At 42.8% G+C, this 25482-nt stretch carries 27 protein-coding genes and 2 rRNA genes; 28 read left to right on the top strand and 1 reads right to left on the bottom strand.

Annotation, left to right across the window (positions count from 1 at the left end):
- Window positions 1–10 precede the first annotated feature (10 nt).
- The 15 genes from M1D94_RS21495 to rsmI all read left to right on the top strand — a co-directional run bounded on the left by M1D94_RS21495 (window position 11) and on the right by rsmI (window position 12554).
- Window positions 11–2938 (top strand): 23S ribosomal RNA (locus M1D94_RS21495).
- Window positions 2939–2992: 54 nt separating this feature from the next.
- Window positions 2993–3108: ribosomal RNA gene (rrf, locus tag M1D94_RS21490) — 5S ribosomal RNA — on the top strand.
- 178 nt (window positions 3109–3286) lie between these two features.
- Window positions 3287–3481, top strand: coding sequence for an anti-sigma-G factor (csfB, locus tag M1D94_RS21485; RefSeq protein WP_003243294.1), 195 nt, complete (start codon window positions 3287–3289; stop codon window positions 3479–3481).
- 119 nt (window positions 3482–3600) lie between these two features.
- Window positions 3601–4215: a 5-bromo-4-chloroindolyl phosphate hydrolysis family protein gene (locus M1D94_RS21480; RefSeq protein WP_125121497.1), complete on the top strand. Its 615-nt coding sequence runs from the start codon at window positions 3601–3603 to the stop codon at window positions 4213–4215.
- An 18-nt stretch (window positions 4216–4233) separates the two neighbouring features.
- On the top strand, window positions 4234–5403 hold the full coding sequence (locus M1D94_RS21475) for a toxic anion resistance protein (protein WP_049140372.1): 1170 nt from the start codon (window positions 4234–4236) through the stop codon (window positions 5401–5403).
- Between the two features lie 71 nt (window positions 5404–5474).
- Window positions 5475–6917 carry an aminotransferase class I/II-fold pyridoxal phosphate-dependent enzyme gene (locus M1D94_RS21470; RefSeq protein ID WP_282627623.1) on the top strand — a complete coding sequence of 481 codons (1443 nt, stop codon included), beginning with the start codon at window positions 5475–5477 and terminating at the stop codon, window positions 6915–6917.
- The gene (tmk, locus tag M1D94_RS21465) at window positions 6914–7552 is read left to right on the top strand and encodes a dTMP kinase (protein ID WP_103804200.1); all 639 of its coding nucleotides are present in this window, start codon (window positions 6914–6916) and stop codon (window positions 7550–7552) included. Before M1D94_RS21470 ends, tmk begins: the two co-directional genes overlap by 4 nt.
- 73 nt (window positions 7553–7625) lie before the next feature.
- Window positions 7626–7955 carry a cyclic di-AMP receptor DarA gene (darA, locus tag M1D94_RS21460; protein WP_003242755.1) on the top strand — a complete coding sequence of 110 codons (330 nt, stop codon included), beginning with the start codon at window positions 7626–7628 and terminating at the stop codon, window positions 7953–7955.
- A 12-nt stretch (window positions 7956–7967) separates the two neighbouring features.
- Window positions 7968–8408, top strand: coding sequence for a YaaR family protein (locus M1D94_RS21455; RefSeq protein WP_009966249.1), 441 nt, complete (start codon window positions 7968–7970; stop codon window positions 8406–8408).
- An 11-nt stretch (window positions 8409–8419) separates the two neighbouring features.
- Window positions 8420–9409 carry a DNA polymerase III subunit delta' gene (holB, locus tag M1D94_RS21450; protein ID WP_003226770.1) on the top strand — a complete coding sequence of 330 codons (990 nt, stop codon included), beginning with the start codon at window positions 8420–8422 and terminating at the stop codon, window positions 9407–9409.
- A gap of 2 nt (window positions 9410–9411) precedes the next feature.
- Window positions 9412–10239: a competence/sporulation regulator complex protein RicT gene (ricT, locus tag M1D94_RS21445; RefSeq protein ID WP_003226767.1), complete on the top strand. Its 828-nt coding sequence runs from the start codon at window positions 9412–9414 to the stop codon at window positions 10237–10239.
- Between the two features lie 14 nt (window positions 10240–10253).
- A complete protein-coding gene (gene yabA, locus M1D94_RS21440) occupies window positions 10254–10613 on the top strand; it encodes a replication initiation-control protein YabA (protein WP_003218308.1) in 360 nt (119 codons plus the stop codon).
- Between the two features lie 58 nt (window positions 10614–10671).
- The gene (locus M1D94_RS21435; RefSeq protein WP_070548342.1) at window positions 10672–11415 is read left to right on the top strand and encodes a tRNA1(Val) (adenine(37)-N6)-methyltransferase; all 744 of its coding nucleotides are present in this window, start codon (window positions 10672–10674) and stop codon (window positions 11413–11415) included.
- Window positions 11402–11701 (top strand): GIY-YIG nuclease family protein, encoded by a 300-nt coding sequence (locus M1D94_RS21430; protein WP_014475567.1) that lies wholly within the window; start codon window positions 11402–11404, stop codon window positions 11699–11701. Before M1D94_RS21435 ends, M1D94_RS21430 begins: the two co-directional genes overlap by 14 nt.
- Window positions 11676–12554 carry a 16S rRNA (cytidine(1402)-2'-O)-methyltransferase gene (rsmI, locus tag M1D94_RS21425; RefSeq protein WP_019712967.1) on the top strand — a complete coding sequence of 293 codons (879 nt, stop codon included), beginning with the start codon at window positions 11676–11678 and terminating at the stop codon, window positions 12552–12554. Before M1D94_RS21430 ends, rsmI begins: the two co-directional genes overlap by 26 nt.
- Window positions 12555–12602: 48 nt before the next feature.
- Here rsmI and abrB read toward each other — a convergent pair whose 3' ends face one another.
- Complete coding sequence (gene abrB, locus M1D94_RS21420) at window positions 12603–12893, bottom strand: transition state genes transcriptional regulator AbrB (protein WP_003226760.1); 291 nt, start codon at window positions 12891–12893, stop codon at window positions 12603–12605.
- A 494-nt stretch (window positions 12894–13387) separates the two neighbouring features.
- Here abrB and metG point away from each other — a divergent pair, with 494 nt between their 5' ends.
- The 13 genes from metG (at window position 13388) to glmU (ending at window position 25477) form a co-directional block, all read left to right on the top strand.
- Window positions 13388–15382: a methionine--tRNA ligase gene (gene metG, locus M1D94_RS21415; protein ID WP_014662479.1), complete on the top strand. Its 1995-nt coding sequence runs from the start codon at window positions 13388–13390 to the stop codon at window positions 15380–15382.
- Window positions 15383–15460: 78 nt separating this feature from the next.
- Window positions 15461–16228 (top strand): TatD family hydrolase, encoded by a 768-nt coding sequence (locus M1D94_RS21410; RefSeq protein WP_014475570.1) that lies wholly within the window; start codon window positions 15461–15463, stop codon window positions 16226–16228.
- A 155-nt stretch (window positions 16229–16383) separates the two neighbouring features.
- Window positions 16384–17697: a ubiquitin-like domain-containing protein gene (locus M1D94_RS21405; protein ID WP_015715099.1), complete on the top strand. Its 1314-nt coding sequence runs from the start codon at window positions 16384–16386 to the stop codon at window positions 17695–17697.
- Window positions 17698–17841: 144 nt separating this feature from the next.
- Window positions 17842–18402, top strand: a complete 561-nt coding sequence (rnmV, locus tag M1D94_RS21400; protein WP_032725229.1) for a ribonuclease M5 — start codon at window positions 17842–17844, stop codon at window positions 18400–18402.
- A complete protein-coding gene (gene rsmA, locus M1D94_RS21395) occupies window positions 18395–19273 on the top strand; it encodes a 16S rRNA (adenine(1518)-N(6)/adenine(1519)-N(6))-dimethyltransferase RsmA (protein ID WP_021479727.1) in 879 nt (292 codons plus the stop codon). The genes rnmV and rsmA overlap by 8 nt, the downstream gene beginning before the upstream one ends.
- A gap of 160 nt (window positions 19274–19433) precedes the next feature.
- Window positions 19434–20306, top strand: a complete 873-nt coding sequence (gene prtG / locus M1D94_RS21390; RefSeq protein WP_014475574.1) for a sporulation-specific protease PrtG — start codon at window positions 19434–19436, stop codon at window positions 20304–20306.
- Between the two features lie 210 nt (window positions 20307–20516).
- Window positions 20517–20777, top strand: a complete 261-nt coding sequence (gene veg / locus M1D94_RS21385) for a biofilm formation stimulator Veg (protein WP_003218330.1) — start codon at window positions 20517–20519, stop codon at window positions 20775–20777.
- Window positions 20778–20936: 159 nt separating this feature from the next.
- Window positions 20937–21122 carry a small, acid-soluble spore protein, alpha/beta type gene (locus M1D94_RS21380; protein WP_003218333.1) on the top strand — a complete coding sequence of 62 codons (186 nt, stop codon included), beginning with the start codon at window positions 20937–20939 and terminating at the stop codon, window positions 21120–21122.
- Window positions 21123–21269: 147 nt separating this feature from the next.
- Window positions 21270–22139: a 4-(cytidine 5'-diphospho)-2-C-methyl-D-erythritol kinase gene (gene ispE / locus M1D94_RS21375; protein ID WP_003226742.1), complete on the top strand. Its 870-nt coding sequence runs from the start codon at window positions 21270–21272 to the stop codon at window positions 22137–22139.
- A 55-nt stretch (window positions 22140–22194) separates the two neighbouring features.
- Window positions 22195–23052 carry a pur operon repressor gene (gene purR / locus M1D94_RS21370; RefSeq protein WP_003218342.1) on the top strand — a complete coding sequence of 286 codons (858 nt, stop codon included), beginning with the start codon at window positions 22195–22197 and terminating at the stop codon, window positions 23050–23052.
- Window positions 23049–23426 carry a 2-iminobutanoate/2-iminopropanoate deaminase gene (gene ridA / locus M1D94_RS21365; protein WP_003226738.1) on the top strand — a complete coding sequence of 126 codons (378 nt, stop codon included), beginning with the start codon at window positions 23049–23051 and terminating at the stop codon, window positions 23424–23426. Before purR ends, ridA begins: the two co-directional genes overlap by 4 nt.
- Window positions 23427–23620: 194 nt before the next feature.
- A complete protein-coding gene (spoVG, locus tag M1D94_RS21360; protein WP_003218346.1) occupies window positions 23621–23914 on the top strand; it encodes a septation regulator SpoVG in 294 nt (97 codons plus the stop codon).
- 192 nt (window positions 23915–24106) lie between these two features.
- Window positions 24107–25477, top strand: coding sequence for a bifunctional UDP-N-acetylglucosamine diphosphorylase/glucosamine-1-phosphate N-acetyltransferase GlmU (gene glmU / locus M1D94_RS21355; protein WP_456270372.1), 1371 nt, complete (start codon window positions 24107–24109; stop codon window positions 25475–25477).
- Window positions 25478–25482: the final 5 nt, after the last annotated feature.

The following is a 25482-nucleotide window of genomic DNA, read 5'->3' as shown; positions in this document are numbered from 1 at the left end:
TCTTTTTAACGGTTAAGTTAGAAAGGGCGCACGGTGGATGCCTTGGCACTAGGAGCCGATGAAGGACGGGACGAACACCGATATGCTTCGGGGAGCTGTAAGCAAGCTTTGATCCGGAGATTTCCGAATGGGGAAACCCACCACTCGTAATGGAGTGGTATCCATATCTGAATTCATAGGATATGAGAAGGCAGACCCGGGGAACTGAAACATCTAAGTACCCGGAGGAAGAGAAAGCAAATGCGATTCCCTGAGTAGCGGCGAGCGAAACGGGATTAGCCCAAACCAAGAGGCTTGCCTCTTGGGGTTGTAGGACACTCTGTACGGAGTTACAAAGGAACGAGGTAGATGAAGAGGTCTGGAAAGGCCCGCCATAGGAGGTAACAGCCCTGTAGTCAAAACTTCGTTCTCTCCTGAGTGGATCCTGAGTACGGCGGAACACGTGAAATTCCGTCGGAATCCGGGAGGACCATCTCCCAAGGCTAAATACTCCCTAGTGACCGATAGTGAACCAGTACCGTGAGGGAAAGGTGAAAAGCACCCCGGAAGGGGAGTGAAAGAGATCCTGAAACCGTGTGCCTACAAGTAGTCAGAGCCCGTTAACGGGTGATGGCGTGCCTTTTGTAGAATGAACCGGCGAGTTACGATCCCGTGCAAGGTTAAGCAGAAGATGCGGAGCCGCAGCGAAAGCGAGTCTGAATAGGGCGCATGAGTACGTGGTCGTAGACCCGAAACCAGGTGATCTACCCATGTCCAGGGTGAAGTTCAGGTAACACTGAATGGAGGCCCGAACCCACGCACGTTGAAAAGTGCGGGGATGAGGTGTGGGTAGGGGTGAAATGCCAATCGAACCTGGAGATAGCTGGTTCTCTCCGAAATAGCTTTAGGGCTAGCCTCAAGGTAAGAGTCTTGGAGGTAGAGCACTGATTGGACTAGGGGCCCCTACCGGGTTACCGAATTCAGTCAAACTCCGAATGCCAATGACTTATCCTTGGGAGTCAGACTGCGAGTGATAAGATCCGTAGTCGAAAGGGAAACAGCCCAGACCGCCAGCTAAGGTCCCAAAGTATACGTTAAGTGGAAAAGGATGTGGAGTTGCTTAGACAACCAGGATGTTGGCTTAGAAGCAGCCACCATTTAAAGAGTGCGTAATAGCTCACTGGTCGAGTGACTCTGCGCCGAAAATGTACCGGGGCTAAACGTATCACCGAAGCTGCGGACTGTTCTTCGAACAGTGGTAGGAGAGCGTTCTAAGGGCTGTGAAGCCAGACCGGAAGGACTGGTGGAGCGCTTAGAAGTGAGAATGCCGGTATGAGTAGCGAAAGAGGGGTGAGAATCCCCTCCACCGAATGCCTAAGGTTTCCTGAGGAAGGCTCGTCCGCTCAGGGTTAGTCGGGACCTAAGCCGAGGCCGAAAGGCGTAGGCGATGGACAACAGGTTGATATTCCTGTACCACCTCCTCACCATTTGAGCAATGGGGGGACGCAGGAGGATAGGGTAAGCGCGGTATTGGATATCCGCGTCCAAGCAGTTAGGCTGGGAAATAGGCAAATCCGTTTCCCATAAGGCTGAGCTGTGATGGCGAGCGAAATATAGTAGCGAAGTTCCTGATTCCACACTGCCAAGAAAAGCCTCTAGCGAGGTGAGAGGTGCCCGTACCGCAAACCGACACAGGTAGGCGAGGAGAGAATCCTAAGGTGATCGAGAGAACTCTCGTTAAGGAACTCGGCAAAATGACCCCGTAACTTCGGGAGAAGGGGTGCTCTGTTAGGGTGCAAGCCCGAGAGAGCCGCAGTGAATAGGCCCAGGCGACTGTTTAGCAAAAACACAGGTCTCTGCGAAGCCGTAAGGCGAAGTATAGGGGCTGACGCCTGCCCGGTGCTGGAAGGTTAAGAGGAGCGCTTAGCGTAAGCGAAGGTGCGAATTGAAGCCCCAGTAAACGGCGGCCGTAACTATAACGGTCCTAAGGTAGCGAAATTCCTTGTCGGGTAAGTTCCGACCCGCACGAAAGGCGCAACGATCTGGGCACTGTCTCAACGAGAGACTCGGTGAAATTATAGTACCTGTGAAGATGCAGGTTACCCGCGACAGGACGGAAAGACCCCGTGGAGCTTTACTGCAGCCTGATATTGAATGTTGGTACAGCTTGTACAGGATAGGTAGGAGCCTTGGAAACCGGAGCGCCAGCTTCGGTGGAGGCATCGGTGGGATACTACCCTGGCTGTATTGACCTTCTAACCCGCCGCCCTTATCGGGCGGGGAGACAGTGTCAGGTGGGCAGTTTGACTGGGGCGGTCGCCTCCTAAAAGGTAACGGAGGCGCCCAAAGGTTCCCTCAGAATGGTTGGAAATCATTCGCAGAGTGTAAAGGCACAAGGGAGCTTGACTGCGAGACCTACAAGTCGAGCAGGGACGAAAGTCGGGCTTAGTGATCCGGTGGTTCCGCATGGAAGGGCCATCGCTCAACGGATAAAAGCTACCCCGGGGATAACAGGCTTATCTCCCCCAAGAGTCCACATCGACGGGGAGGTTTGGCACCTCGATGTCGGCTCATCGCATCCTGGGGCTGTAGTCGGTCCCAAGGGTTGGGCTGTTCGCCCATTAAAGCGGTACGCGAGCTGGGTTCAGAACGTCGTGAGACAGTTCGGTCCCTATCCGTCGCGGGCGCAGGAAATTTGAGAGGAGCTGTCCTTAGTACGAGAGGACCGGGATGGACGCACCGCTGGTGTACCAGTTGTTCTGCCAAGGGCATCGCTGGGTAGCTATGTGCGGACGGGATAAGTGCTGAAAGCATCTAAGCATGAAGCCCCCCTCAAGATGAGATTTCCCATTCCGCAAGGAAGTAAGATCCCTGAAAGATGATCAGGTTGATAGGTCTGAGGTGGAAGTGTGGCGACACATGGAGCTGACAGATACTAATCGATCGAGGACTTAACCATATTTTGAATGATGTCACACCTGTTATCTAGTTTTGAGAGAACACTCTCAATTTGTTTGGTGGCGATAGCGAAGAGGTCACACCCGTTCCCATACCGAACACGGAAGTTAAGCTCTTCAGCGCCGATGGTAGTCGGGGGTTTCCCCCTGTGAGAGTAGGACGCCGCCAAGCAAGCTTAAACCCAGCTCATTGAGCTGGGTTTTTTGTTTACTCAAGATCGAGAAAATCAAACAAATACAAACACCGAGGGCTTATACAGCCCATATACTGATTTCAAGTTTCGAAAAGATCTAAATAGTGTATACAATATCCGTTTTAAGGGGAGGCTAATTGTACGGAGGTGGAGAAGATGGACGAAACAGTTAAACTTAATCATACATGTGTGATTTGTGATCAAGAGAAGAATAGAGGCATTCATCTTTATACGAAATTCATATGCTTAGATTGTGAGAGAAAAGTAATTTCTACATCAACTTCTGATCCTGACTATGCGTTTTACGTAAAAAAACTAAAGAGCATTCATACACCGCCATTATATTCATAGACCTGAAAAGGTCTTTTTTTATACTCTTAATAATAAAAAGAAGATGAAACTTGTTTAAGGATTGAACGTAGTAGATAATAATATTAAAACTGAGTATAGACACAGGAGTCGATTATCTCATGCAGAGATTTTTTTACTTTTTGATGTGGAGTTTAACTAGCAGTGCGACTTTTGTTTTCATTGGAATATTGAGCTTTTTTGGTTTAAACCAGTCGCTTTTTTTATCTATTGTTTATGGGCTTGCTTCTGGAGCAGCCGTATATATAGCTGGCATCTGGAATGCAAGACGGTTATTTCTTAAAAAGCATGAATTGACAGGAAGAGAGTATGCTTACATTAAGAAAAATTTAGAGGAAGCAAGGCAGAAAATGGTCCGTCTTAGGAAAGCCTTGTTTCAGGCTAAAAGCATTCAAATGTTTAAGCAAAATGCAGAAATGCTAAGGATTGTGAGAAGGATTTATCTCCTCACCAAAAAAGAGCCAAAGCGGTTTTATCAGGCAGAACGATTTTTTTATCAAACTCTCGATTCGGTTGTTGAATTGACAGAGAAGTATGCTTTTCTATCATCTCACCCAAAAAAAAGCAAAGAACTGTCGATGTCGTTAAGTGAGACACGCATCACTCTTACTGAATTGACCAAGCGTTTAGAGGAAGATTTAACTCAAGCAATGGGTGATGAAATTGACGAGTTGCAGTTTGAATTAGACGCAGCAAAACATTCATTAAAGAAATAAGGGAAGAGGGTAAGAGCGATGAACCGAGACCAAAGCGACCTTCATATAGATGAATTATTGGCAGATCCTTTTGGTGGTAACATAGAGATACCAGGTTCGGAGGCTGTAAAAGCAGAGAAAGAGCAAGTACGGCTTGTTGATGTTCTTCCTGAGGAAAACAAGGAAAAAGCAATTCAGCTTGCTGGACAGATTGATCATAAAAATATGCAAAGCATTGTCTTATACGGTTCACAAGCTCAATCTAAACTGCTGAACTTTTCTCATGATATGATTAATCATGTTCAAAAGAAGGATGTCGGGGAGATTGGCGAAATACTTGGAGAGCTGATGAAAAAGCTGGAGCAAGTAAATCCTGATGATCTCCAATCTAAGAAAAAGGGTTTTTTGGCACGCATGTTTGGAAGAGTATCAAGTTCTCTTCAAGAGGTGCTGTCTAAATACCAAAAGACCAGTGTGCAGATAGACAGAATCAGCTTGAAGCTGGAGCACTCTAAAAATGCTTTAATCAGTGACAACAAGCTGTTAGAGCAGTTATATGAAAAAAATAAAGAATATTTTGCCGCGCTGAATGTTTATATTGCTGCAGGAGAACTGAAGCTTGAGGAATTAAAAACGAAAACAATTCCTGAACTGAAGCAACAGGCTGAATCGAGTGATCATAACCAAATGGCCGTTCAAGAGGTGAATGATTTAATTCAATTTGCTGACCGGTTAGATAAAAGAGTTCATGATTTGTTGCTGAGCAGGCAAATTACAATTCAAAGTGCACCGCAAATCAGGCTGATTCAAAATACAAACCAAGCGTTAGCTGAAAAGATTCAGTCATCCATTGTGACAGCGATTCCGTTATGGAAAAATCAAGTTGCCATTGCACTGACGCTTTTAAGGCAGCGCAATGCAGTGGATGCACAACAGAAAGTATCTGATACAACTAATGAGCTTTTGCTGAAAAATGCGGACCTTTTAAAAACCAATACAATTGAAACTGCACGGGCAAATGAAAGAGGCCTTGTTGATATAGATACCTTGAAGAAGGTGCAGGAAAGCTTAATAAGCACGCTTGAAGAAACACTGACTATACAAGAAGAAGGACGAATCAAACGCCGTCAGGCAGAAGAAGAGCTCATGATGATGGAAGGCGACCTGAAGCAAAAGCTGCTTACAATAAGGAAAGATAGTTACCAGTAAGTCTGGCTTTAAGTTCTCTCAGAGGCACGATATAATAAGGTGTAAGAAGACACATTCAAAGGATTGTTTTCATGAACACACCTTTATATAAAGCATTAATTCAACATGCGAGAAGAAATTCTCATTCATTTCATGTTCCGGGACATCACAATGGAGATGTCTTTTTTGATGACGCTAAGTCAATATTCGATCCGCTTCTCACCATTGATGTAACTGAACTGGCAGGACTGGATGATCTCCATCATCCTTCCGGGGTGATTAAGGAAGCTCAGGAGCTTGTCAGTCAATTATATGGATCGGCGGAAAGTTTTTTTCTGGTAAATGGTACGACTGTCGGAAACTTAGCGATGATTTTATCTGTTTGTGAACCTGGTGATACAATTCTGGTTCAAAGAAACTGTCATAAATCTGTATTTCATGCTGTTGATTTGGCCGGTGCTGAGCCGGTTTATCTTGCACCTGACGTTGATTCAGCGATGCATGTGCCTACGCATGTTCCGCTTGGAACAATTAAAGAGGCCCTGGCAGCATATCCAGATGCGAAAGGCTTGGTACTGACCAATCCGACATATTACGGACATAGTGCTGATTTGACTGAGATCATTACTGAAGCCCATCATTACGGGATTCCTGTTTTGGTCGATGAAGCGCATGGCGCACATTTTATTTTAGGTGAGCCTTTTCCGGTCTCAGCTTTAAAAATGGGGGCAGATATTGTTGTTCAGTCGGCCCACAAAACGCTGCCTGCCATGACGATGGGTTCTTATTTGCATCTCAACACCAGCTGCAGGATTAACAGGGATCGGGTGGCAGAGTATTTAAACCGATTACAAAGCAGCAGCCCGTCTTATCCGATTATGGCTTCGTTAGATATTGCCCGCGCTTATGTACAGCATATTATAGAAGAACAAAAGCTTTCTGACATTCTGCAGCGGATACAAACACTTAAACAAACGTTTGATTCACTTACAAATGCAGAAGCTGTTAACCCTGCTAATCCACTGATCATCACGGACCCGCTGAAGCTCACAATTCGTTCAAAACGCGGGCATTCTGGCTATACGCTGCAAAGCATATTAGAGCGTGCCAACATATTCACTGAGCTTGCTGATGAAAATCAAGTACTGCTCGTTCTCCCATTGGGAGGAAAACGGAGAATAAATGCTGAAACCATTAGAAGCATCGATGAAGGAATTGAGAAAACGCCTCCGGATCAGACGTTTGTTTCTGCAGAATGGGGTGTGCAGCCTGTTACTGTCTTGCCTTATCCAAAAAAGGTCTTACATTCGTTTAAGAAAGAATATGTGAGCTTTGAGGAAGCAGCTGGCCGGCTGAATGCAGAAGATATCATCCCTTATCCTCCGGGTATCCCGATGATTATGGCGGGAGAAAGAATAACAAAAGAAAGTGTGCAAAAGCTCAGCCGCTTGATCAGCATGAAAACGCATGTTCAAGGGAATATGAAAATCAAAGAGAAACAACTACTTGTTTATATAGAAGAGGAGAAATCATGAGCTGTTTATTTATTACATTCGAAGGTCCTGAAGGTGCAGGAAAAACGACTGTTCTGCAGGAGATCAAAAACATACTGACAGCAGAAGGCCTTCAGGTTATGGCAACTCGAGAGCCAGGCGGAATAGATATTGCAGAACAAATTCGAGAGGTTATTCTGAATGAGAACAATACATTAATGGACCCAAAAACAGAAGCTCTCTTATATGCGGCTGCAAGACGCCAGCATTTAGTTGAAAAAGTAAAACCTGCTTTAGAACAGGGGTTTATCGTTCTTTGCGACAGATTCATAGACAGTTCTCTTGCGTATCAAGGATATGCAAGAGGACTTGGAATTGATGAGGTTCTGTCCATTAATGAATTTGCCATTGGAGATATGATGCCCCATGTAACGGTTTATTTTTCAATTGATCCGGAAGAAGGACTGAAGCGTATTTACGCAAACGGCTCACGGGAGAAAAACAGGCTCGATTTAGAAAAACTGGACTTTCATACAAAAGTACAAGAAGGTTATCAAGAGCTGATAAAGCGATTTCCGGAAAGATTTCATTCAGTTGATGCCGGGCAATCCAAAGACCTCGTCGTTCAGGATGTTCTAAAGGTGATCGATGAAGCGTTGAAAAAAATTCAATTGTGACCTGTTTCCCAATAGTTGATATAATAATGTAAACGAGATCACGTTGTTTCCAATCTAAAGGAGGCCTTCACAGATGAAATTGATAGTGGCAGTTGTACAAGATCAGGACAGCAACAGACTTTTGAAAACCTTAACGGATCACAACTTCAGAGTCACAAAGCTTGCGACGACAGGAGGATTTCTTAAATCAGGCAATACAACGTTTATGATCGGTGTCGAGGATATACGCGTCAATAAAGCGTTGAGTCTCATTAAAGAAAACGGGCAGAAACGTGATCAGATGATTGCCCCTGTATCTCCAATGGGCGGAAATGCTGATTCCTATGTCCCTTATCCAGTCGAAGTTGAAGTTGGCGGAGCGACAGTATTTGTCCTTCCAGTCGATGAATTTCATCAATTTTAAGGATCTGAAACTGTGAAAATTAATAAAGATATACGTACATTTATAGATAATAAACAGATTCCCTCTGTGAAAACATCTGAGATCACGGCATCGTTTAAAACATCAATGGAAAACCAAAGCAGCAAAATGAAGCTTGATCAGCTTACCAGGCTGTTATCTGATATAGAAGCATTCGGAAAAAGGCTAACGAAATCTCGGAATTTTAAAGACTTAGCGAGATTTAAAGGACTTGTGAAACGTTTTGTCAAAGAAGCTGTGGACAGCGGCCTTTCACATGAAACATCGAAAAGCTTTGACCTTTACGGGAACAGCAGAACGCTGGGACTTGTGAAAGAAATAGATGACAAATTGATACAGCTTACGGAAGAGATGATGGATCAGGAAAAACCGGCAATTGATTTGCTGGAGCGTATTGGCGAAATAAAAGGTTTATTAATTAACCTTTACACATAGAGAGTGATACAATGGCAATATCCTGGAAGGAAATGAACGAGCTTCAGCCCAGAGTGATGAAGCTTTTATATAATAGTATTGAGAAGGACAGACTATCACACGCTTATTTGTTTGAGGGAAAAAAAGGAACAGGCAAGCTTGATGCCGCGCTGCTTCTTGCAAAAAGCTTCTTTTGTCTGGAGGATGGCGCGGAGCCTTGTGAGAGCTGCCGAAACTGTAAACGGATAGAGTCAGGGAACCATCCTGATCTCCATCTTGTTCAGCCTGATGGCTTATCAATCAAAAAGGCGCAAATTCAAGCGCTCCAAGAAGAGTTTTCTAAGACAGGACTTGAATCGCATAAAAAGCTGTATATTATTTCGCACGCAGATCAAATGACAGCAAATGCGGCGAACAGCCTGCTGAAATTTTTAGAAGAACCGAACAAAGATACAATGGCCGTCCTCATCACTGAGCAGCCCCAAAGGTTATTGGATACCATCATTTCAAGATGCCAAACCCTTCCTTTTCAGCCTTTGCAGCCGAAAGCAATTGAAGATAGACTGATCGAACAGGACGTCTCGCCTCATATGGCAAGGCTTCTGGCCAACATGACCAATAATGTAGCAGAAGCAGTCGAATTAAGTCGAAATGATGAGTTTGCAGAGTCTAGAGCGAAAGTGATAAAATTGTATGAAGTCCTACACCAGCGGAAAGGACATGCTTTTTTCTTTATTCAAGATCAATGGATGCCCTTTTTCAAAGAAAAAACCCATCAAGAAATGGGTCTTGATATGCTCTTATTGATATATCGTGATGTGTTGTCCATCCAAATAGGAAATGAAGATAAATTGATTTATCAAGACTTATTCCAATCAATAAAACAGCATGCGCTACAATCAACACAACAAAGCGTTACGAATCAGATACTTGCTGTTTTAGAAGCAAAGAAACGGCTTCATTCCAATGTGAATGTACAAGGATTAATGGAGCACTTGGTGTTAATGTTGCAGGAGGGATAAGCTTGTACAATGTAATTGGTGTCCGCTTTAAGAAAGCGGGTAAAATATATTATTTTGATCCGAATGGATTTCATATAGAACATGACAGCTGCGTAATTGTAGAAACTGTCAGAGGCGTTGAGTACGGCCAGGTCGTAATTGCAAATAAACAGGTGGATGAGCATGATGTGGTGCTTCCCCTTCGAAAAGTGATACGTGTTGCTGACGAACGCGATCTTCTCATTGTAGAAGAAAATAAACAGGAAGCACTATCAGCATTTGATATCTGCCAAAAGAAAGTGATTGAGCATGGCTTGGATATGAAGCTGGTCGATGTTGAATTCACGTTTGATCGCAATAAAGTCATTTTTTACTTCACTGCTGACGGCCGAGTCGACTTTAGAGAGCTTGTAAAGGATTTGGCTTCTATCTTTAAGACAAGAATTGAGCTGCGCCAAATCGGAGTGAGGGATGAGGCAAAAATGCTCGGAGGAATCGGTCCTTGCGGAAGAATGCTTTGCTGTTCAACGTTTCTTGGAGATTTTGAACCCGTTTCCATTAAAATGGCCAAGGATCAGAACTTGTCTTTAAATCCTACGAAGATTTCGGGTCTTTGCGGACGATTGATGTGCTGTCTAAAATATGAGAACGATGAGTATGAGACGGCAAAAGAACAGCTTCCGGATATAGGAGAAATGATAACGACAGCAAACGGTCCCGCGAAGGTCGTCGGACTAAATATTCTGGAACGGGTGCTTCAGGTGGAACTGATAAACCGTGAAAAAGTGATAGAATATACTTGGGAAGAGCTCTTGGAAGAGGGCGTCGTATCCGCACAAACCACAGATTAACGAGGTGTGGAACCTTGGATAAAAAAGAGTTATTTGATACAGTCATTAACTTAGAAGAACAAATTGGTTCACTGTACCGGCAGCTGGGGGATTTGAAGCAGCATATCGGTGAGATGATTGAGGAAAATCATCATTTACAGCTTGAAAACAAGCATTTGCGCAAACGGCTGGACGATACGACGCAGCAGATTGAAAAGTTCAAAGCTGATAAAAAAGAATCAAAAACACAGAAGACAGAGCAAACTGATATAGGGGAAGGATATGATAATCTGGCACGTCTGTATCAAGAAGGATTTCATATCTGCAATGTCCACTATGGAAGTGTTCGAAAAGAGGATTGTCTTTTCTGTCTGTCATTCTTAAATAAAAAATAGGGAAAAGGCTTCCGCATAAGACGGGAGCCTTTTTCAAAGGTACTGAAAGGATAAGAAGATGGTTTCATTACATGATGATGAAAGATTAGACTATTTGCTGGCAGAGGACATGAAAATCATACAAAGCCCAACAGTGTTTGCTTTTTCGTTGGACGCTGTGCTTCTGTCCAAATTTGCGTACGTTCCGATTCAAAAAGGGAAAATCGTTGATTTATGCACCGGCAATGGTATTGTGCCGCTGCTGCTCAGTACAAGATCAAAAGCAGACATTCTGGGAGTCGAAATACAAGAAAGGCTGCATGATATGGCTGTTCGCAGCGTGGAGTATAATAAGCTGCAGGATCAGATTCAGTTCATACATGATGACCTGAAAAACATGCCGGAGAAACTTGGACATAATCGATATGATGTTGTCACCTGCAATCCGCCGTATTTTAAAACACCGAAACAAACTGAACAAAACATGAATGAGCATCTCCGAATTGCAAGACATGAAATCCACTGCACACTGGAGGATGTCATTTCAGTCAGCAGCAAGCTGCTCAAGCAAGGGGGAAAAGCAGCTCTTGTTCACCGGCCGGGAAGGCTTCTAGAGATTTTTGAACTGATGAAGGCTTATCAAATCGAGCCAAAACGTGTACAATTTGTCTATCCGAAGCAAGGGAAAGAAGCCAATACCATTTTGGTTGAAGGTATCAAAGGCGGGCGCCCGGATTTAAAAATTCTTCCTCCTTTATTCGTTTATGATGAACAAAATGAATATACAAAAGAAATCAGGACCATTTTATATGGAGACAAATAACCATTTCTTCTACGTCGTGAAATGTAAGGACAATAGCTGGTATGCCGGGTATACCAACGATCTGCATAAACGAGTGAAAACACACAATGATGGAAAGGGCGCAAAGTACACTAAAGTAAGACGTCCGGTTGAATTAATTTTTGCCGAGAGCTTTTCAACAAAGCGGGAAGCTATGCAGGCGGAATATTATTTCAAAAAACTAACTCGAAAGAAAAAAGAGCTTTATATAGAAGAAAAGCGGAACACCAAGGAGGCTGTATATGTTAAGGCGCCAAATGAGCTTTAATGGAAAGTCGGACATGGGAATTCTTTACTTGGTCCCAACCCCAATCGGAAATCTAGAGGACATGACATTCCGGGCGATCGACACGCTGAAATCAGTGGATGCGATTGCTGCGGAAGATACGAGGCAAACGAAAAAGCTTTGTCATGTATATGAAATTGAAACACCGCTCGTCAGCTATCACGAACACAATAAAGAAAGCAGTGGGCACAAAATTATTGAATGGCTGAAATCGGGAAAAAACATTGCTCTTGTCAGTGATGCCGGTCTGCCGACGATTTCTGATCCCGGAGCGGAAATTGTAAAGGATTTTACGGATATAGGCGGTTATGTTGTTCCGCTGCCGGGAGCAAATGCCGCATTAACAGCTCTTATTGCTTCAGGTATTGTACCGCAGCCTTTTTTCTTTTACGGTTTTCTCAACAGACAGAAAAAAGAAAAGAAGAAGGAGCTTGAAGCCCTTAAAAAACGGCGGGAAACGATCATTTTTTATGAAGCGCCTCACAGATTGAAGGAAACCTTGTCAGCGATGGCAGAGATATTAGGAGATCGGGAAATAGCTGTAACGCGTGAACTCACTAAGAAATATGAAGAGTTTATTCGAGGAACCATATCTGAGGTCATTGGATGGGCAAACGAGGATCAGATACGCGGCGAGTTTTGTCTTGTCGTAGAAGGAAGTAATAATGAAGAGGTAGATGAGGAAGAACAATGGTGGGAAACCCTCACTGCGAAAGAACATGTCGAGCATTACATCTCGAAAGGCGCTACGTCTAAAGAAGCCATTAAAAAAGCAGCAGTCGATCGCAATGTACCAAAGCGTGAAGTGTACGATGCTTACCATATTAAGCAATAAAAAAACGTTCTTGTGTCATAACAAGAACGTTTTTTGTACAAGAAATGATTATTTAAGGTTTTGAAGCTGGTTTTGGATTTCGCTGATGATTTGCTCAGCGCCTTCTTTACTAAGAACCAATTTACCGCCTGCAAGTTTAAGGTTATCATCAGAAACTTCACCAGTTACTTGGCAAGTCATGTTTGGTTTATATTTTTTAAGGATGATTTTTTCATCATCAACATAGATTTCAAGAGCATCTTTTTCTGCGATTCCAAGAGTACGACGCAGTTCGATAGGAATAACTACACGTCCTAATTCATCAACTTTACGTACAATACCAGTAGATTTCATAAACATTCTCCTCCCAAGAGATACTTATTTGTTTAAATTATATTTTTCTTCGTCATTATTCGACAAAATCCTTACCTTCATAGCATAACAAGGTTTCCAATAATCGTCAATCATTTTGTTTACTATTGATTGTAAGAATTAGTTCTTATAGTCAGTAATGTCTTAGAAACTACCGAAATAACAGCATTTTATAAATATTTAATAAAGCTATTATCCTACTAAAAATCCTTTTAAATCAAGACTTTCGAACCAAAGTTTTTTATTTCATTTGATTATATACGACAAAATTCGACACGAACAGACTTTTTTTATTTTCATTAAAGATTTTTAATTTTAATTATTCTTTTTCAGGGCGTATGTATATATTCTTGATCTTAAAGGCTAAGATGGTATCATAGATAAAGGATAAATATAAATAATATTCATATATGATTTGCACTTATCGCCGCTCTCGTCCTTTGGGCGGGAGCTTTTTGACATTCTGATTAGGAGGTTTCAAGATGCCGCAAGAAAACAATACATTTTACATTACAACACCGATTTATTATCCGAGCGGAAAATTACATATCGGCCATGCATATACGACAGTCGCGGGAGATGCAATGGCACGTTACAAAAGATTAAAAGGGTTCGATGTTCGCTATTTAACGGGAACGGACGAGCATGGACAAAAGATCCAGCAAAAAGCTGAACAGGAAAACATTACACCTCAGGAGTATGTGGATCGCGCAGCGGCAGATATTCAAAAACTGTGGAAGCAGCTTGAAATCTCAAACGACGACTTTATCCGCACGACAGAAAAACGGCATAAAGTTGTCATTGAAAAGGTGTTTCAAAAGCTTCTTGATAACGGGGACATCTATCTTGATGAGTATGAAGGCTGGTACAGCATCCCTGATGAAACGTTCTACACGGAAACTCAGCTCGTTGATATTGAGCGGAATGAAAAGGGAGAGGTCATCGGCGGAAAAAGCCCTGACAGCGGTCACCCAGTTGAATTGATCAAAGAGGAATCTTATTTCTTCCGCATGGGGAAATACGCGGATCGTCTTCTGAAATACTATGAAGAAAACCCGACATTCATTCAGCCAGAATCACGCAAAAACGAAATGATTAATAACTTTATCAAACCTGGACTTGAGGATTTGGCAGTATCACGTACCACTTTTGATTGGGGCGTGAAGGTGCCGGAAAATCCAAAGCATGTTGTATATGTTTGGATTGACGCACTATTTAACTATTTAACGGCACTCGGTTATGATACAGAAAATGATGAGCTTTATCAAAAATATTGGCCTGCCGATGTTCATTTAGTCGGTAAGGAGATTGTACGATTCCATACTATTTACTGGCCAATTATGCTGATGGCGCTGGATCTTCCGCTGCCAAAGCAAGTATTCGCGCATGGCTGGCTTTTGATGAAAGACGGAAAAATGTCGAAATCAAAAGGAAACGTTGTAGATCCGGTTACATTAATTGAACGCTATGGTTTAGACGAGCTTCGCTATTACCTGCTTCGCGAAGTGCCGTTCGGATCTGACGGTGTATTCACGCCGGAAGGATTTGTTGAGCGGATTAATTATGATTTAGCGAATGATTTAGGAAATCTATTGAATCGTACTGTTGCGATGATTAACAAGTATTTTGACGGACAAATCGGTTCTTACAAAGGTGCTGTTACGGAATTTGACCAAACGCTCACTTCCGTTGCTGAAGAAACAGTGAAAGCTTATGAGAAAGCAATGGAAAATATGGAGTTCTCGGTAGCACTTTCGACTTTATGGCAGCTCATCAGCCGCACAAACAAATACATTGATGAGACAGCTCCATGGGTGCTTGCGAAAGATCCGGCAAAAGAAGAAGAATTGCGATCAGTTATGTATCACCTCGCTGAATCATTGCGTATTTCAGCGGTACTGCTTCAGCCATTCTTAACAAAAACACCTGAAAAAATGTTCGAGCAGCTGGGCATTACTGATGAATCTTTAAAAGCTTGGGACAGCATTACAGCTTTCGGCCAGCTGAAAGATACAAAAGTACAAAAAGGCGAGCCATTGTTCCCTCGTTTAGAGGCAGAAGAAGAAATTGCTTACATCAAAGGGAAAATGCAAGGTTCGGCACCAGCGAAAGAAGAAACAAAAGAAGAAGAGCCGCAAGAGGTCGATCGTTTACCTGAAATTACGATTGATCAATTTATGGATGTAGAGCTTCGCGTAGCTGAGGTCATTGAGGCAGAACCAGTGAAAAAAGCAGACCGTTTATTGAAGCTGCAGCTTGATCTTGGTTTTGAAAAGCGCCAAGTGGTATCCGGCATTGCGAAGCATTATACGCCTGAAGAGCTTGTTGGAAAAAAACTCGTTTGTGTAACAAATCTAAAACCGGTTAAACTCAGAGGAGAGCTTTCTCAAGGTATGATCCTTGCAGGAGAAGCAGACGGCGTTTTAAAGGTCGTATCTATCGATCAGTCGTTACCAAAAGGCACAAGAATTAAATAATGATAAACAAAAGGTGTTTCACGTGTAACAATTCGTCGAACACCTTTTGTGTTTCGACAAGAAAGGAGTTTTTCACTTATGTTATTTGACACTCACGCGCATTTAAATGCAGAACAATATGATACTGATCTTGAAGAGGTTATTGAACGGGCAAAAGCTGAAAAAGTTGAACGAATTGTCGTAGTTGGTTTTGACCGTCCGACGATTACCCGTGCGATGGAAATGATTGAGGAATATGATTTTATTTATGCAGCCATTGGCTGGCACCCTGTTGACGCTATTGACATGACAGAGGAAGACTTAGCGTGGATTAAAGAGCTTTCTGCTCATGAGAAAGTGGTAGCGATAGGGGAAATGGGACTGGATTATCATTGGGATAAATCACCTAAAGATATTCAAAAAGAGGTGTTTAGAAAACAAATCGCCTTAGCGAAAGAGGTCAATTTGCCTATTATCATTCATAACCGTGATGCAACGGAGGATGTCGTGACCATTTTGAAAGAGGAAGGCGCAGAAGCTGTGGGCGGAATCATGCACTGCTTTACAGGAAGTGCGGAAGTGGCAAGAGAATGCATGAAAATGAATTTTTATTTATCATTTGGGGGACCGGTGACATTTAAAAATGCGAAGAAACCGAAGGAAGTAGTGAAGGAAATTCCCAATGACCGGCTGCTGATTGAAACGGACTGCCCGTTTCTCACACCGCACCCTTTCCGCGGGAAAAGAAATGAGCCAAGCTATGTGAAATATGTGGCAGAACAAATCGCCGAATTAAAAGAAATGACCTTTGAAGAGATTGCGTCAATCACGACTGAAAATGCGAAAAGACTTTTCCGTATAAACTGACAAAAAACGCTAGCGGGTTTTGTAAGAGCTTGTCCCTTACAGCGTTTTTCTATAAAAGTTCTACATGCTTTCTTCTCCTCATAGGATAGGTTTGTCGACAAGTCTTTCTTCCGTTTCTCAGTGTATTTCAGGATAATGAAGAAGACACTGAGCTTTTGGGAGAAAGAGAAGGGAGGGTTGACAGCCTTTTAGATACTCTATATAATCTCTCCGAGGAGAAGGAGGCGTTTTTCATCACACAAAAAATGAAAAAGCTGTTTTCCGTAAAGCTTAGCAAAAGCAAAGTCATTCTGGTTGCTGCTTGTTTGCTTTTGGCAGGAAGCGGGACTGCGTACGCGGCTCATGAGCTGACGAAACAATCAGTCTCAGTTTCTATCAATGGCAAAAAGAAACATATACGCACACATGCAAATACAGTCGGTGATCTTTTGGAGACGCTTGATATAAAGACAAGAGACGAAGACAAGATCACACCTGCTAAACAGACAAAGATAACAGCAGACATGGACGTTGTGTATGAGGCTGCAAAACCTGTGAAGCTTACAATAAACGGGGAAGAAAAGACATTATGGTCAACAGCAAAAACGGTCGGTGCATTACTGGACGAACAAGATGTTGATGTGAAAGAACAAGATCAAATTGATCCCGCAATAGATACAGATATTTCGAAAGACATGAAGATTAACATAGAGCCCGCATTTCAGGTTACTGTGAATGATGCAGGGAAACAAAAGAAGATCTGGACGACTTCGACTACGGTCGCTGACTTTTTAAAACAGCAAAAGATGAACATAAAAGACGAAGATAAAATCAAGCCTGCGTTAGATGCAAAGCTGACGAAAGGAAAGGCTGATATTACAATTACTCGTATCGAAAAGGTCACCGATGTAGTTGAAGAGAAGATTGCGTTCGATGTGAAAAAGCAAGAAGACGCTTCTCTTGAAAAAGGGAAAGAAAAGGTCGTCCAAAAAGGAAAAGAAGGCAAGCTAAAAAAACATTTCGAAGTCGTTAAAGAAAACGGTAAAGAAGTGTCCAGAGAGCTTGTAAAAGAAGAAACAGCTGAACAAAGCAAAGATAAAGTGATTGCTGTCGGCACAAAGCAAAGCAGTCCAAAAGTTGAAACGGTCAGTGCTTCAGGTGATTCAAAAACAGTTGTGTCCCGCAGCAATGAATCAACAGGCAAAGTCATGACTGTATCATCTACGGCTTATACGGCAAGCTGCAGCGGTTGTTCAGGACATACAGCGACAGGCGTCAATTTAAAAAATAATCCGAATGCCAAAGTCATCGCTGTGGATCCAAATGTCATTCCGCTAGGCTCCAAAGTCCACGTGGAAGGCTATGGATATGCTATTGCTGCAGATACCGGTTCAGCGATTAAAGGGAACAAGATAGACGTCTTTTTCCCAGAGAAATCATCGGCGTACCGATGGGGAAATAAAACAGTCAAAATTAAAATCTTAAATTAGTATATACTTATGTATTCAGAGGGTTTTGCGCCCTCTGTTTTTTTCGTTATAATAGACAAAGTGCATTTTCTGCTTATTAGACGCTCGACATAAGAAAAAGTTTCATGAATATACAAAAGTTTTTATTTTGTCTTGGAGGAAATAATGAAAATTAAAGAGATCATTGTGGTCGAGGGGCGTGATGATACGGCCCGCATCAAATTGGCTGTTGATGCAGACACAATTGAAACAAATGGTTCAGCCATCGATGATCATGTGATTGACCAAATCCGTTTGGCCCAGAAGACCAGAGGCGTCATTGTTTTAACGGATCCGGACTTTCCGGGAGAGAAGATTCGCAAAACCATCTCAGAGGCTGTGCCCGGCTGTAAGCATGCATTTTTGCCAAAACATCTTGCCAAACCTAAAAACAAGCGGGGAATTGGTGTGGAGCATGCATCGGTTGAAAGCATTAGGGCATGTTTAGAAAATGTGCATGAGGAGATGGAAGCGCAGCCGAGTGACATTTCAGCTGAGGATTTGATTCATGCCGGACTAATAGGCGGACCTGCGGCCAAACGCCGCCGGGAACGACTGGGTGATCTGTTGAAAATCGGCTATACAAATGGCAAACAGCTTCAAAAACGGCTGCAAATGTTTCAAATTAAAAAAAGTGATTTTATGAGTGCGCTCGATACCGTTATGCGGGAGGAACAGAATGAATAAAGATATTGCGACACCGATTAGAACGAAAGAGATACTGAAGAAATACGGTTTTTCTTTTAAAAAGAGCTTAGGACAGAATTTCTTAATTGATACGAACATTTTAAACAGAATTGTTGATCACGCGGAAGTGACTGAGAAAACAGGTGTCATTGAAATCGGCCCGGGAATCGGGGCTTTAACCGAACAGCTTGCCAAGCGGGCGAAAAAGGTCGTGGCATTTGAGATTGATCAGCGATTATTGCCGATTCTGAAGGATACACTGTCACCTTACGACAATGTCACTGTTATTCATCATGATGTGTTAAAGGCTGATGTCAAATCGGTCATTGAAGAACAATTTCAAGATTGCGATGAGATCATGGTAGTTGCCAACCTTCCTTATTACGTAACAACACCGATTATCATGAAACTGCTTGAAGAACATCTTCCGCTGAAAGGGATTGTGGTTATGCTGCAAAAAGAAGTGGCTGAGCGCATGGCGGCTGATCCTTCATCTAAGGAATACGGCTCGCTTTCAATCGCGGTGCAGTTTTATACAGAAGCCAAAACGGTGATGATCGTTCCGAAAACCGTATTTGTTCCTCAGCCTAATGTCGATTCCGCAGTCATCCGTCTGATTCTCCGAGACGGCCCGGCAGTGGACGTGGAAAACGAATCTTTTTTCTTTCAGCTCATCAAGGCAAGCTTTGCACAGCGCCGTAAAACGCTGCTCAATAACTTAGTTAACAATCTGCCTGAAGGAAAGGCGCAAAAATCAACGATTGAGCAAGTGCTCAAAGAAACAAATATTGACGGTAAGCGCCGAGGTGAATCCCTGTCTATTGAGGAGTTCGCAGCGCTGTCTAACGGATTGTATAAAGCCCTTTTCTAAAAGGGCTTTTTGTTTTGCGCACCACATGGACTGCCGCTACATAGGCTAGAGAAGGACCTTTCATTCAATGATAAGAAAAACTTGGACTCAGCGAAAAAAGGCGCTTTCTCAAGGAGCTTTCTTTCATGATGAGGCTTAGTCTATGTGTGGAGTGAGGAACGTGCAATTTCAAATAGGGGATATGGTAGCCAGAAAATCCTATCAGATGGATGTTTTGTTTCGAATTATAGGAATAGAGCAAACAAGCAAAGGAAATTCAATTGCCATTTTGCATGGAGATGAAGTCAGGCTGATTGCTGATTCGGATTTTTCTGATCTGGTGGCAGTGAAAAAGGATGAGCAGATGATGCGGAAAAAGAAAGATGAGAGCAGAATGAATGAGTCGCTCGAATTACTCCGCCAAGATTATAAGCTGCTCAGAGAAAAGCAGGAGTACTATGCGACAAGCCAATATCAGCATCAGGAGCATTATTTCCATATGCCGGGCAAAGTGCTTCATCTGGATGGTGACGAAGCATATCTGAAAAAATGCCTGAATGTCTATAAAAAAATTGGAGTGCCGGTCTATGGGATCCATTGCCATGAAAAGAAAATGTCTGCTTCTATTGAAGAATTGCTCGACAAATATCGACCTGATATCCTGGTGATCACAGGGCATGATGCGTATTCGAAGCAAAAGGGCGGCATTGATGATTTAAATGCGTACAGACATTCTAAGCACTTTGTTGAAACAGTTCAAACAGCCCGAAAAAAGATCCCTCACTTAGATCAGCTTGTTATTTTTGCGGGGGCCTGCCAATCCCATTTTGAATCACTCATCAGAGCGGGTGCGAATTTTGCGAGTTCACCGTCAAGAGTCAATATTCATGCGCTTGATCCGGTATATATCGTCGCGAAGATCAGCTTTACGCCGTTTATGGAACGGATTAATGTATGGGAAGTGCTCCGTAATACGCTGACAAGAGAGAAAGGGCTTGGAGGTATTGAAACAAGAGGAGTTCTGAGAATTGGTATGCCTTATAAGTCCAATTAACAGTTGAAAACCTGCATAGGAGAGCTATGCGGGTTTTTTATTTTACATAATGATACATAATTTACCGAAACTTGCGGAACATAATTGAGGAATCATAGAATTTTGTCAAAATAATTTTATTGACAACGTCTTATTAACGTTGATATAATTTAAATTTTATTTGACAAAAATGGGCTCGTGTTGTACAATAAATGTAGTGAGGTGGATGCAATGGCGAAGACGTTGTCCGATATTAAAAGATCGCTTGATGGGAATTTAGGTAAAAGGCTGACGTTAAAAGCAAACGGTGGCCGCCGAAAAACGATTGAGCGTTCGGGCATTTTAGCTGAGACGTACCCTTCTGTTTTTGTGATACAACTAGATCAAGACGAGAACTCGTTTGAAAGAGTTTCATACAGTTATGCTGATATTTTGACTGAGACTGTTGAGCTGACATTTAATGATGACGCCGCAAGCTCAGTGGCATTTTAACGGGCAGTGAACCTTTTGTTTACTGCTTTTTGTTTTGCCCTTTTTTGGTTTCCAGTAATTTAAACGAAAGTTCCTTCTGATTTAACAAAAGATAAAACAGTCACATATTATCGTGACGTGCACGAATGGCTATCACTTCTAAAAAAGGGGTTGTTTCGTTTGGGCAGACGTCGTGGAGTTATGTCAGATGAGTTTAAATATGAGCTTGCTAAAGACCTTGGTTTTTATGACACAGTAAAAAATGGCGGCTGGGGCGAAATTCGGGCTCGCGATGCCGGTAACATGGTAAAGCGCGCTATAGAAATCGCCGAACAGCAAATGGCTCAGAATCAGAATAACCGATAAGGATGTGACCCGGGGGACGTGCTGTTCCCTGGTTTTTTTATTTTGGATATAATTACATAATGGGCTGAATATGGATATGTTCATCCTGTACTTCAAATGTGATACAATGTTCATACTTATGTTTAGATGGAGAAGTAGGTGAAAGCTATGCGTATTTTAGAAAAAGCGCCAGCTAAGATCAATCTGTCACTTGACGTCACCCGAAAACGCCCGGATGGCTATCATGAAGTCGAAATGATCATGACGACAATTGATTTAGCTGATCGAATTGAATTGACGGAGCTTGCAGAGGATGAAGTGAGGGTTTCCTCCCACAACCGATTTGTGCCTGATGACCAAAGAAACTTAGCTTATCAGGCTGCCAAGCTGATCAAGGACAGATACAACGTGAAAAAGGGAGTTTCCATCATGATTACGAAGGTAATTCCGGTGGCTGCCGGTCTTGCCGGCGGAAGCAGTGATGCGGCGGCGACACTCAGAGGGCTGAACAGACTTTGGAATTTAAATCTGTCTGCGGAAACGCTTGCTGAGCTTGGAGCAGAAATTGGCTCTGACGTTTCATTTTGTGTCTATGGCGGAACTGCATTAGCAACAGGGCGCGGCGAGAAAATTAAACATATCAGCACGCCTCCGCACTGCTGGGTCATTTTAGCGAAGCCGACAATCGGTGTTTCAACTGCTGAAGTGTACAGAGCGCTGAAACTGGATGGTATAGAGCATCCCGATGTACAAGGCATGATCGAGGCGATAGAAGAAAAGAGTTTTCAGAAGATGTGCAGCCGGTTAGGCAATGTGCTTGAATCTGTTACACTCGATATGCATCCTGAAGTTGCGATGATCAAAAACCAGATGAAACGCTTTGGTGCAGATGCCGTGTTAATGAGCGGGAGCGGCCCGACAGTATTTGGACTGGTTCAGTATGAGTCGAAGGTGCAGAGAATTTATAACGGGTTAAGAGGCTTCTGCGATCAAGTTTATGCGGTGAGAATGATCGGCGAACAGAACGCTCTTGATTAAATCCGTATGTTAAGTTATATTGATCTTAAAATATTCGGATTTTGGGGGTAAGTTCATGAAGTTTCGTCGCAGCGGCAGATTGGTGGACTTAACAAATTATTTGTTAACCCATCCGCACGAGTTAATACCGCTAACCTTTTTCTCTGAGCGGTATGAATCTGCAAAATCATCGATCAGTGAAGATTTAACAATTATTAAACAAACCTTTGAACAGCAGGGGATTGGTACTTTGCTTACTGTTCCCGGAGCTGCCGGAGGCGTTAAATATATTCCGAAAATGAAGCAGGCTGAAGCTGAAGAGTTTGTGCAGACACTTGGACAGTCGCTGGCAAATCCTGAGCGTATCCTTCCGGGCGGTTATGTATATTTAACGGATATCTTAGGAAAGCCATCTGTACTCTCCAAGGTAGGGAAGCTGTTTGCTTCCGTGTTTGCAGAACGCGAAATTGATGTTGTCATGACCGTTGCCACGAAAGGCATCCCTCTTGCGTATGCAGCTGCAAGCTATTTGAATGTGCCTGTTGTGATCGTTCGTAAAGACAATAAGGTAACAGAGGGCTCCACAGTCAGCATTAATTACGTTTCAGGCTCCTCAAACCGCATTCAAACAATGTCACTTGCGAAAAGAAGCATGAAAACGGGTTCAAACGTACTCATTATTGATGACTTTATGAAAGCAGGCGGCACCATTAATGGTATGATTAACCTGTTGGATGAGTTTAACGCAAATGTGGCGGGAATCGGCGTCTTAGTTGAAGCCGAAGGAGTAGATGAACGTCTTGTTGACGAATATATGTCACTTCTTACTCTTTCAACCATCAACATGAAAGAGAAGTCCATTGAAATTCAGAATGGCAATTTTCTGCGTTTTTTTAAAGACAATCTTTTAAAGAATGGAGAGACAGAATCATGACAAAAGCAGTCCACACAAAACATGCCCCAGCGGCAATCGGGCCTTATTCACAAGGGATTATCGTCAACAATATGTTTTACAGCTCAGGTCAAATCCCTTTGACTCCTTCAGGCGAAATGGTGAACGGCGATATTAAGGAGCAGACTCATCAAGTATTCAGCAATTTAAAGGCGGTTCTGGAAGAAGCGGGTGCTTCTTTTGAAACAGTTGTAAAAGCAACTGTATTTATCGCGGATATGGAACAGTTTGCGGAAGTAAACGAAGTGTACGGACAATACTTTGACACTCACAAACCGGCGAGATCTTGTGTTGAAGTCGCGAGACTCCCGAAGGATGCGTTAGTCGAGATTGAAGTTATTGCACTGGTGAAATAATAAGAAAAGTGATTCTGGGAGAGCCCGGGATCACTTTTTTATTTACCTTATGCCCGAAACGAAAGCTTTATGACCTAATTGTGTAACTATATCCTATTTTTTCAAAAAATATTTTAAAAACGAGCAGGATTTCAGAAAAAATCGTGGAATTGATACACTAATGCTTTTATATAGGGAAAAGGTGGTGAACTACTGTGGAAGTTACTGACGTAAGATTACGCCGCGTGAATACCGATGGTCGCATGAGAGCGATTGCATCCATCACGCTGGATCACGAATTTGTTGTACATGATATTCGTGTGATTGATGGAAACAATGGTCTTTTCGTTGCGATGCCGAGTAAACGCACCCCTGATGGAGAGTTCCGCGATATTGCTCATCCTATTAATTCAAGCACGCGAGGAAAGATTCAAGATGCCGTGTTAAATGAGTATCATCGTCTGGGTGACACTGAAGCATTAGAATTCGAAGAAGCTGGAGCTTCTTAAAAAATAACCAAAAAGCAAGGACTGCTGAAAGGGCTGACATAAGCCTTTTGCCGGCGGTCCTTTTTTAATTCTGATTTTTCAAACTTAGTTGCACTCAATAGAAAATTCTTGCACTTCATGAAGTCTCCTTGAAATCAGAAGATATTTAGGATATATTTTTCTATGGATAAAAGGGATATTGGAGGCCAATAAATGGATAAGCGGTTTGCAGTTGTTTTAGCGGCTGGACAAGGAACGAGAATGAAATCGAAGCTTTATAAAGTCCTTCATCCAGTTTGCGGTAAGCCTATGGTAGAGCACGTCGTGGACGAAGCCTTAAAATTATCTTTATCAAAGCTTGTCACGATTGTCGGACATGGTGCGGAAGAAGTGAAAAAGCAGCTTGGTGATAAAAGCGAGTACGCGCTTCAAGCAGAACAGCTTGGCACTGCTCATGCTGTAAAACAGGCACAGCCATTTCTTGCTGACGAAAAAGGCGTCACAATTGTCATTTGCGGAGATACGCCGCTTTTGACAGCAGAGACGATGGAACAGATGCTGAAAGAACATACAAAAAGAGAAGCGAAAGCTACGATTTTAACTGCGGTTGCAGAAGATCCAACCGGATACGGCCGCATTATTCGCAGCGAAAACGGAGCGGTTCAAAAAATCGTTGAGCATAAGGACGCCTCTGAAGAAGAACGTCTTGTAACTGAGATCAACACCGGTACGTATTGTTTTGACAATGAAGCGCTATTTCGGGCTATTGATCAGGTGTCTAATGATAATGCCCAAGGCGAGTATTATTTGCCGGATGTCATAGAGATTCTTAAAAATGAAGGCGAAACTGTTGCCGCTTACCAGACTGGTAATTTCCAAGAAACGCTCGGAGTTAATGATAGAGTTGCTCTTTCTCAGGCAGAACAATTTATGAAAGAGCGCATTAATAAACGGCATATGCAAAATGGCGTGACGTTGATCGACCCGATGAATACGTATATTTCTCCTGACGCTGTTATCGGAAGCGATACTGTGATTTACCCTGGAACTGTGATTAAAGGTGAGGCGCAAATCGGAGAAGATACGATTATTGGCCCTCATACGGAGATTATGAATAGTGCCATTGGCAGCCGTACGGTTATTAAACAATCGGTAGTCAATCACAGTAAAGTGGGGAATGATGTAAACATAGGACCTTTTGCTCACATCAGACCTGATTCTGTCATCGGGAATGAAGTGAAGATCGGGAATTTTGTAGAAATTAAAAAGACTCAATTCGGAGACCGAAGCAAGGCATCTCATCTAAGCTATGTCGGCGATGCTGAGGTAGGCACTGATGTAAACCTGGGCTGCGGTTCAATTACTGTCAATTATGATGGAAAGAATAAGTATTTGACAAAAATTGAAGATGGCGCGTTTATCGGCTGCAATTCCAACTTGGTTGCCCCTGTCACAGTCGGAGAAGGCGCTTATGTGGCGGCAGGTTCAACTGTTACGGAAGATGTACCTGGAAAAGCACTTGCTATTGCCAGAGCGAGACAAGTAAATAAAGACGATTATGTGAAAAATATTCATAAAAAATAATCCTA

It is taken from the genome of Bacillus sp. JZ109, from assembly GCF_053903135.1.
This window is presented reverse-complemented; position numbering and strand designations above follow the sequence as displayed.

Coding starts and splice junctions, on each gene's coding strand:
- ridA (WP_003226738.1), top strand. CDS start 23,049: ATGACAAAAGCAGTCCACACAAAACATGCCCCAGCGGCAATCGGGCCT.
- glmU (WP_456270372.1), top strand. CDS start 24,107: ATGGATAAGCGGTTTGCAGTTGTTTTAGCGGCTGGACAAGGAACGAGA.
- veg (WP_003218330.1), top strand. CDS start 20,517: ATGGCGAAGACGTTGTCCGATATTAAAAGATCGCTTGATGGGAATTTA.
- purR (WP_003218342.1), top strand. CDS start 22,195: ATGAAGTTTCGTCGCAGCGGCAGATTGGTGGACTTAACAAATTATTTG.
- metG (WP_014662479.1), top strand. CDS start 13,388: ATGCCGCAAGAAAACAATACATTTTACATTACAACACCGATTTATTAT.
- rsmI (WP_019712967.1), top strand. CDS start 11,676: ATGTTAAGGCGCCAAATGAGCTTTAATGGAAAGTCGGACATGGGAATT.
- holB (WP_003226770.1), top strand. CDS start 8,420: ATGGCAATATCCTGGAAGGAAATGAACGAGCTTCAGCCCAGAGTGATG.
- M1D94_RS21480 (WP_125121497.1), top strand. CDS start 3,601: ATGCAGAGATTTTTTTACTTTTTGATGTGGAGTTTAACTAGCAGTGCG.
- darA (WP_003242755.1), top strand. CDS start 7,626: ATGAAATTGATAGTGGCAGTTGTACAAGATCAGGACAGCAACAGACTT.
- tmk (WP_103804200.1), top strand. CDS start 6,914: ATGAGCTGTTTATTTATTACATTCGAAGGTCCTGAAGGTGCAGGAAAA.
- M1D94_RS21475 (WP_049140372.1), top strand. CDS start 4,234: ATGAACCGAGACCAAAGCGACCTTCATATAGATGAATTATTGGCAGAT.
- rnmV (WP_032725229.1), top strand. CDS start 17,842: ATGAAAATTAAAGAGATCATTGTGGTCGAGGGGCGTGATGATACGGCC.
- abrB (WP_003226760.1), bottom strand. CDS start 12,893: ATGTTTATGAAATCTACTGGTATTGTACGTAAAGTTGATGAATTAGGA.
- csfB (WP_003243294.1), top strand. CDS start 3,287: ATGGACGAAACAGTTAAACTTAATCATACATGTGTGATTTGTGATCAA.
- M1D94_RS21430 (WP_014475567.1), top strand. CDS start 11,402: ATGGAGACAAATAACCATTTCTTCTACGTCGTGAAATGTAAGGACAAT.
- rsmA (WP_021479727.1), top strand. CDS start 18,395: ATGAATAAAGATATTGCGACACCGATTAGAACGAAAGAGATACTGAAG.
- ispE (WP_003226742.1), top strand. CDS start 21,270: ATGCGTATTTTAGAAAAAGCGCCAGCTAAGATCAATCTGTCACTTGAC.
- M1D94_RS21435 (WP_070548342.1), top strand. CDS start 10,672: ATGGTTTCATTACATGATGATGAAAGATTAGACTATTTGCTGGCAGAG.
- M1D94_RS21470 (WP_282627623.1), top strand. CDS start 5,475: ATGAACACACCTTTATATAAAGCATTAATTCAACATGCGAGAAGAAAT.
- M1D94_RS21410 (WP_014475570.1), top strand. CDS start 15,461: ATGTTATTTGACACTCACGCGCATTTAAATGCAGAACAATATGATACT.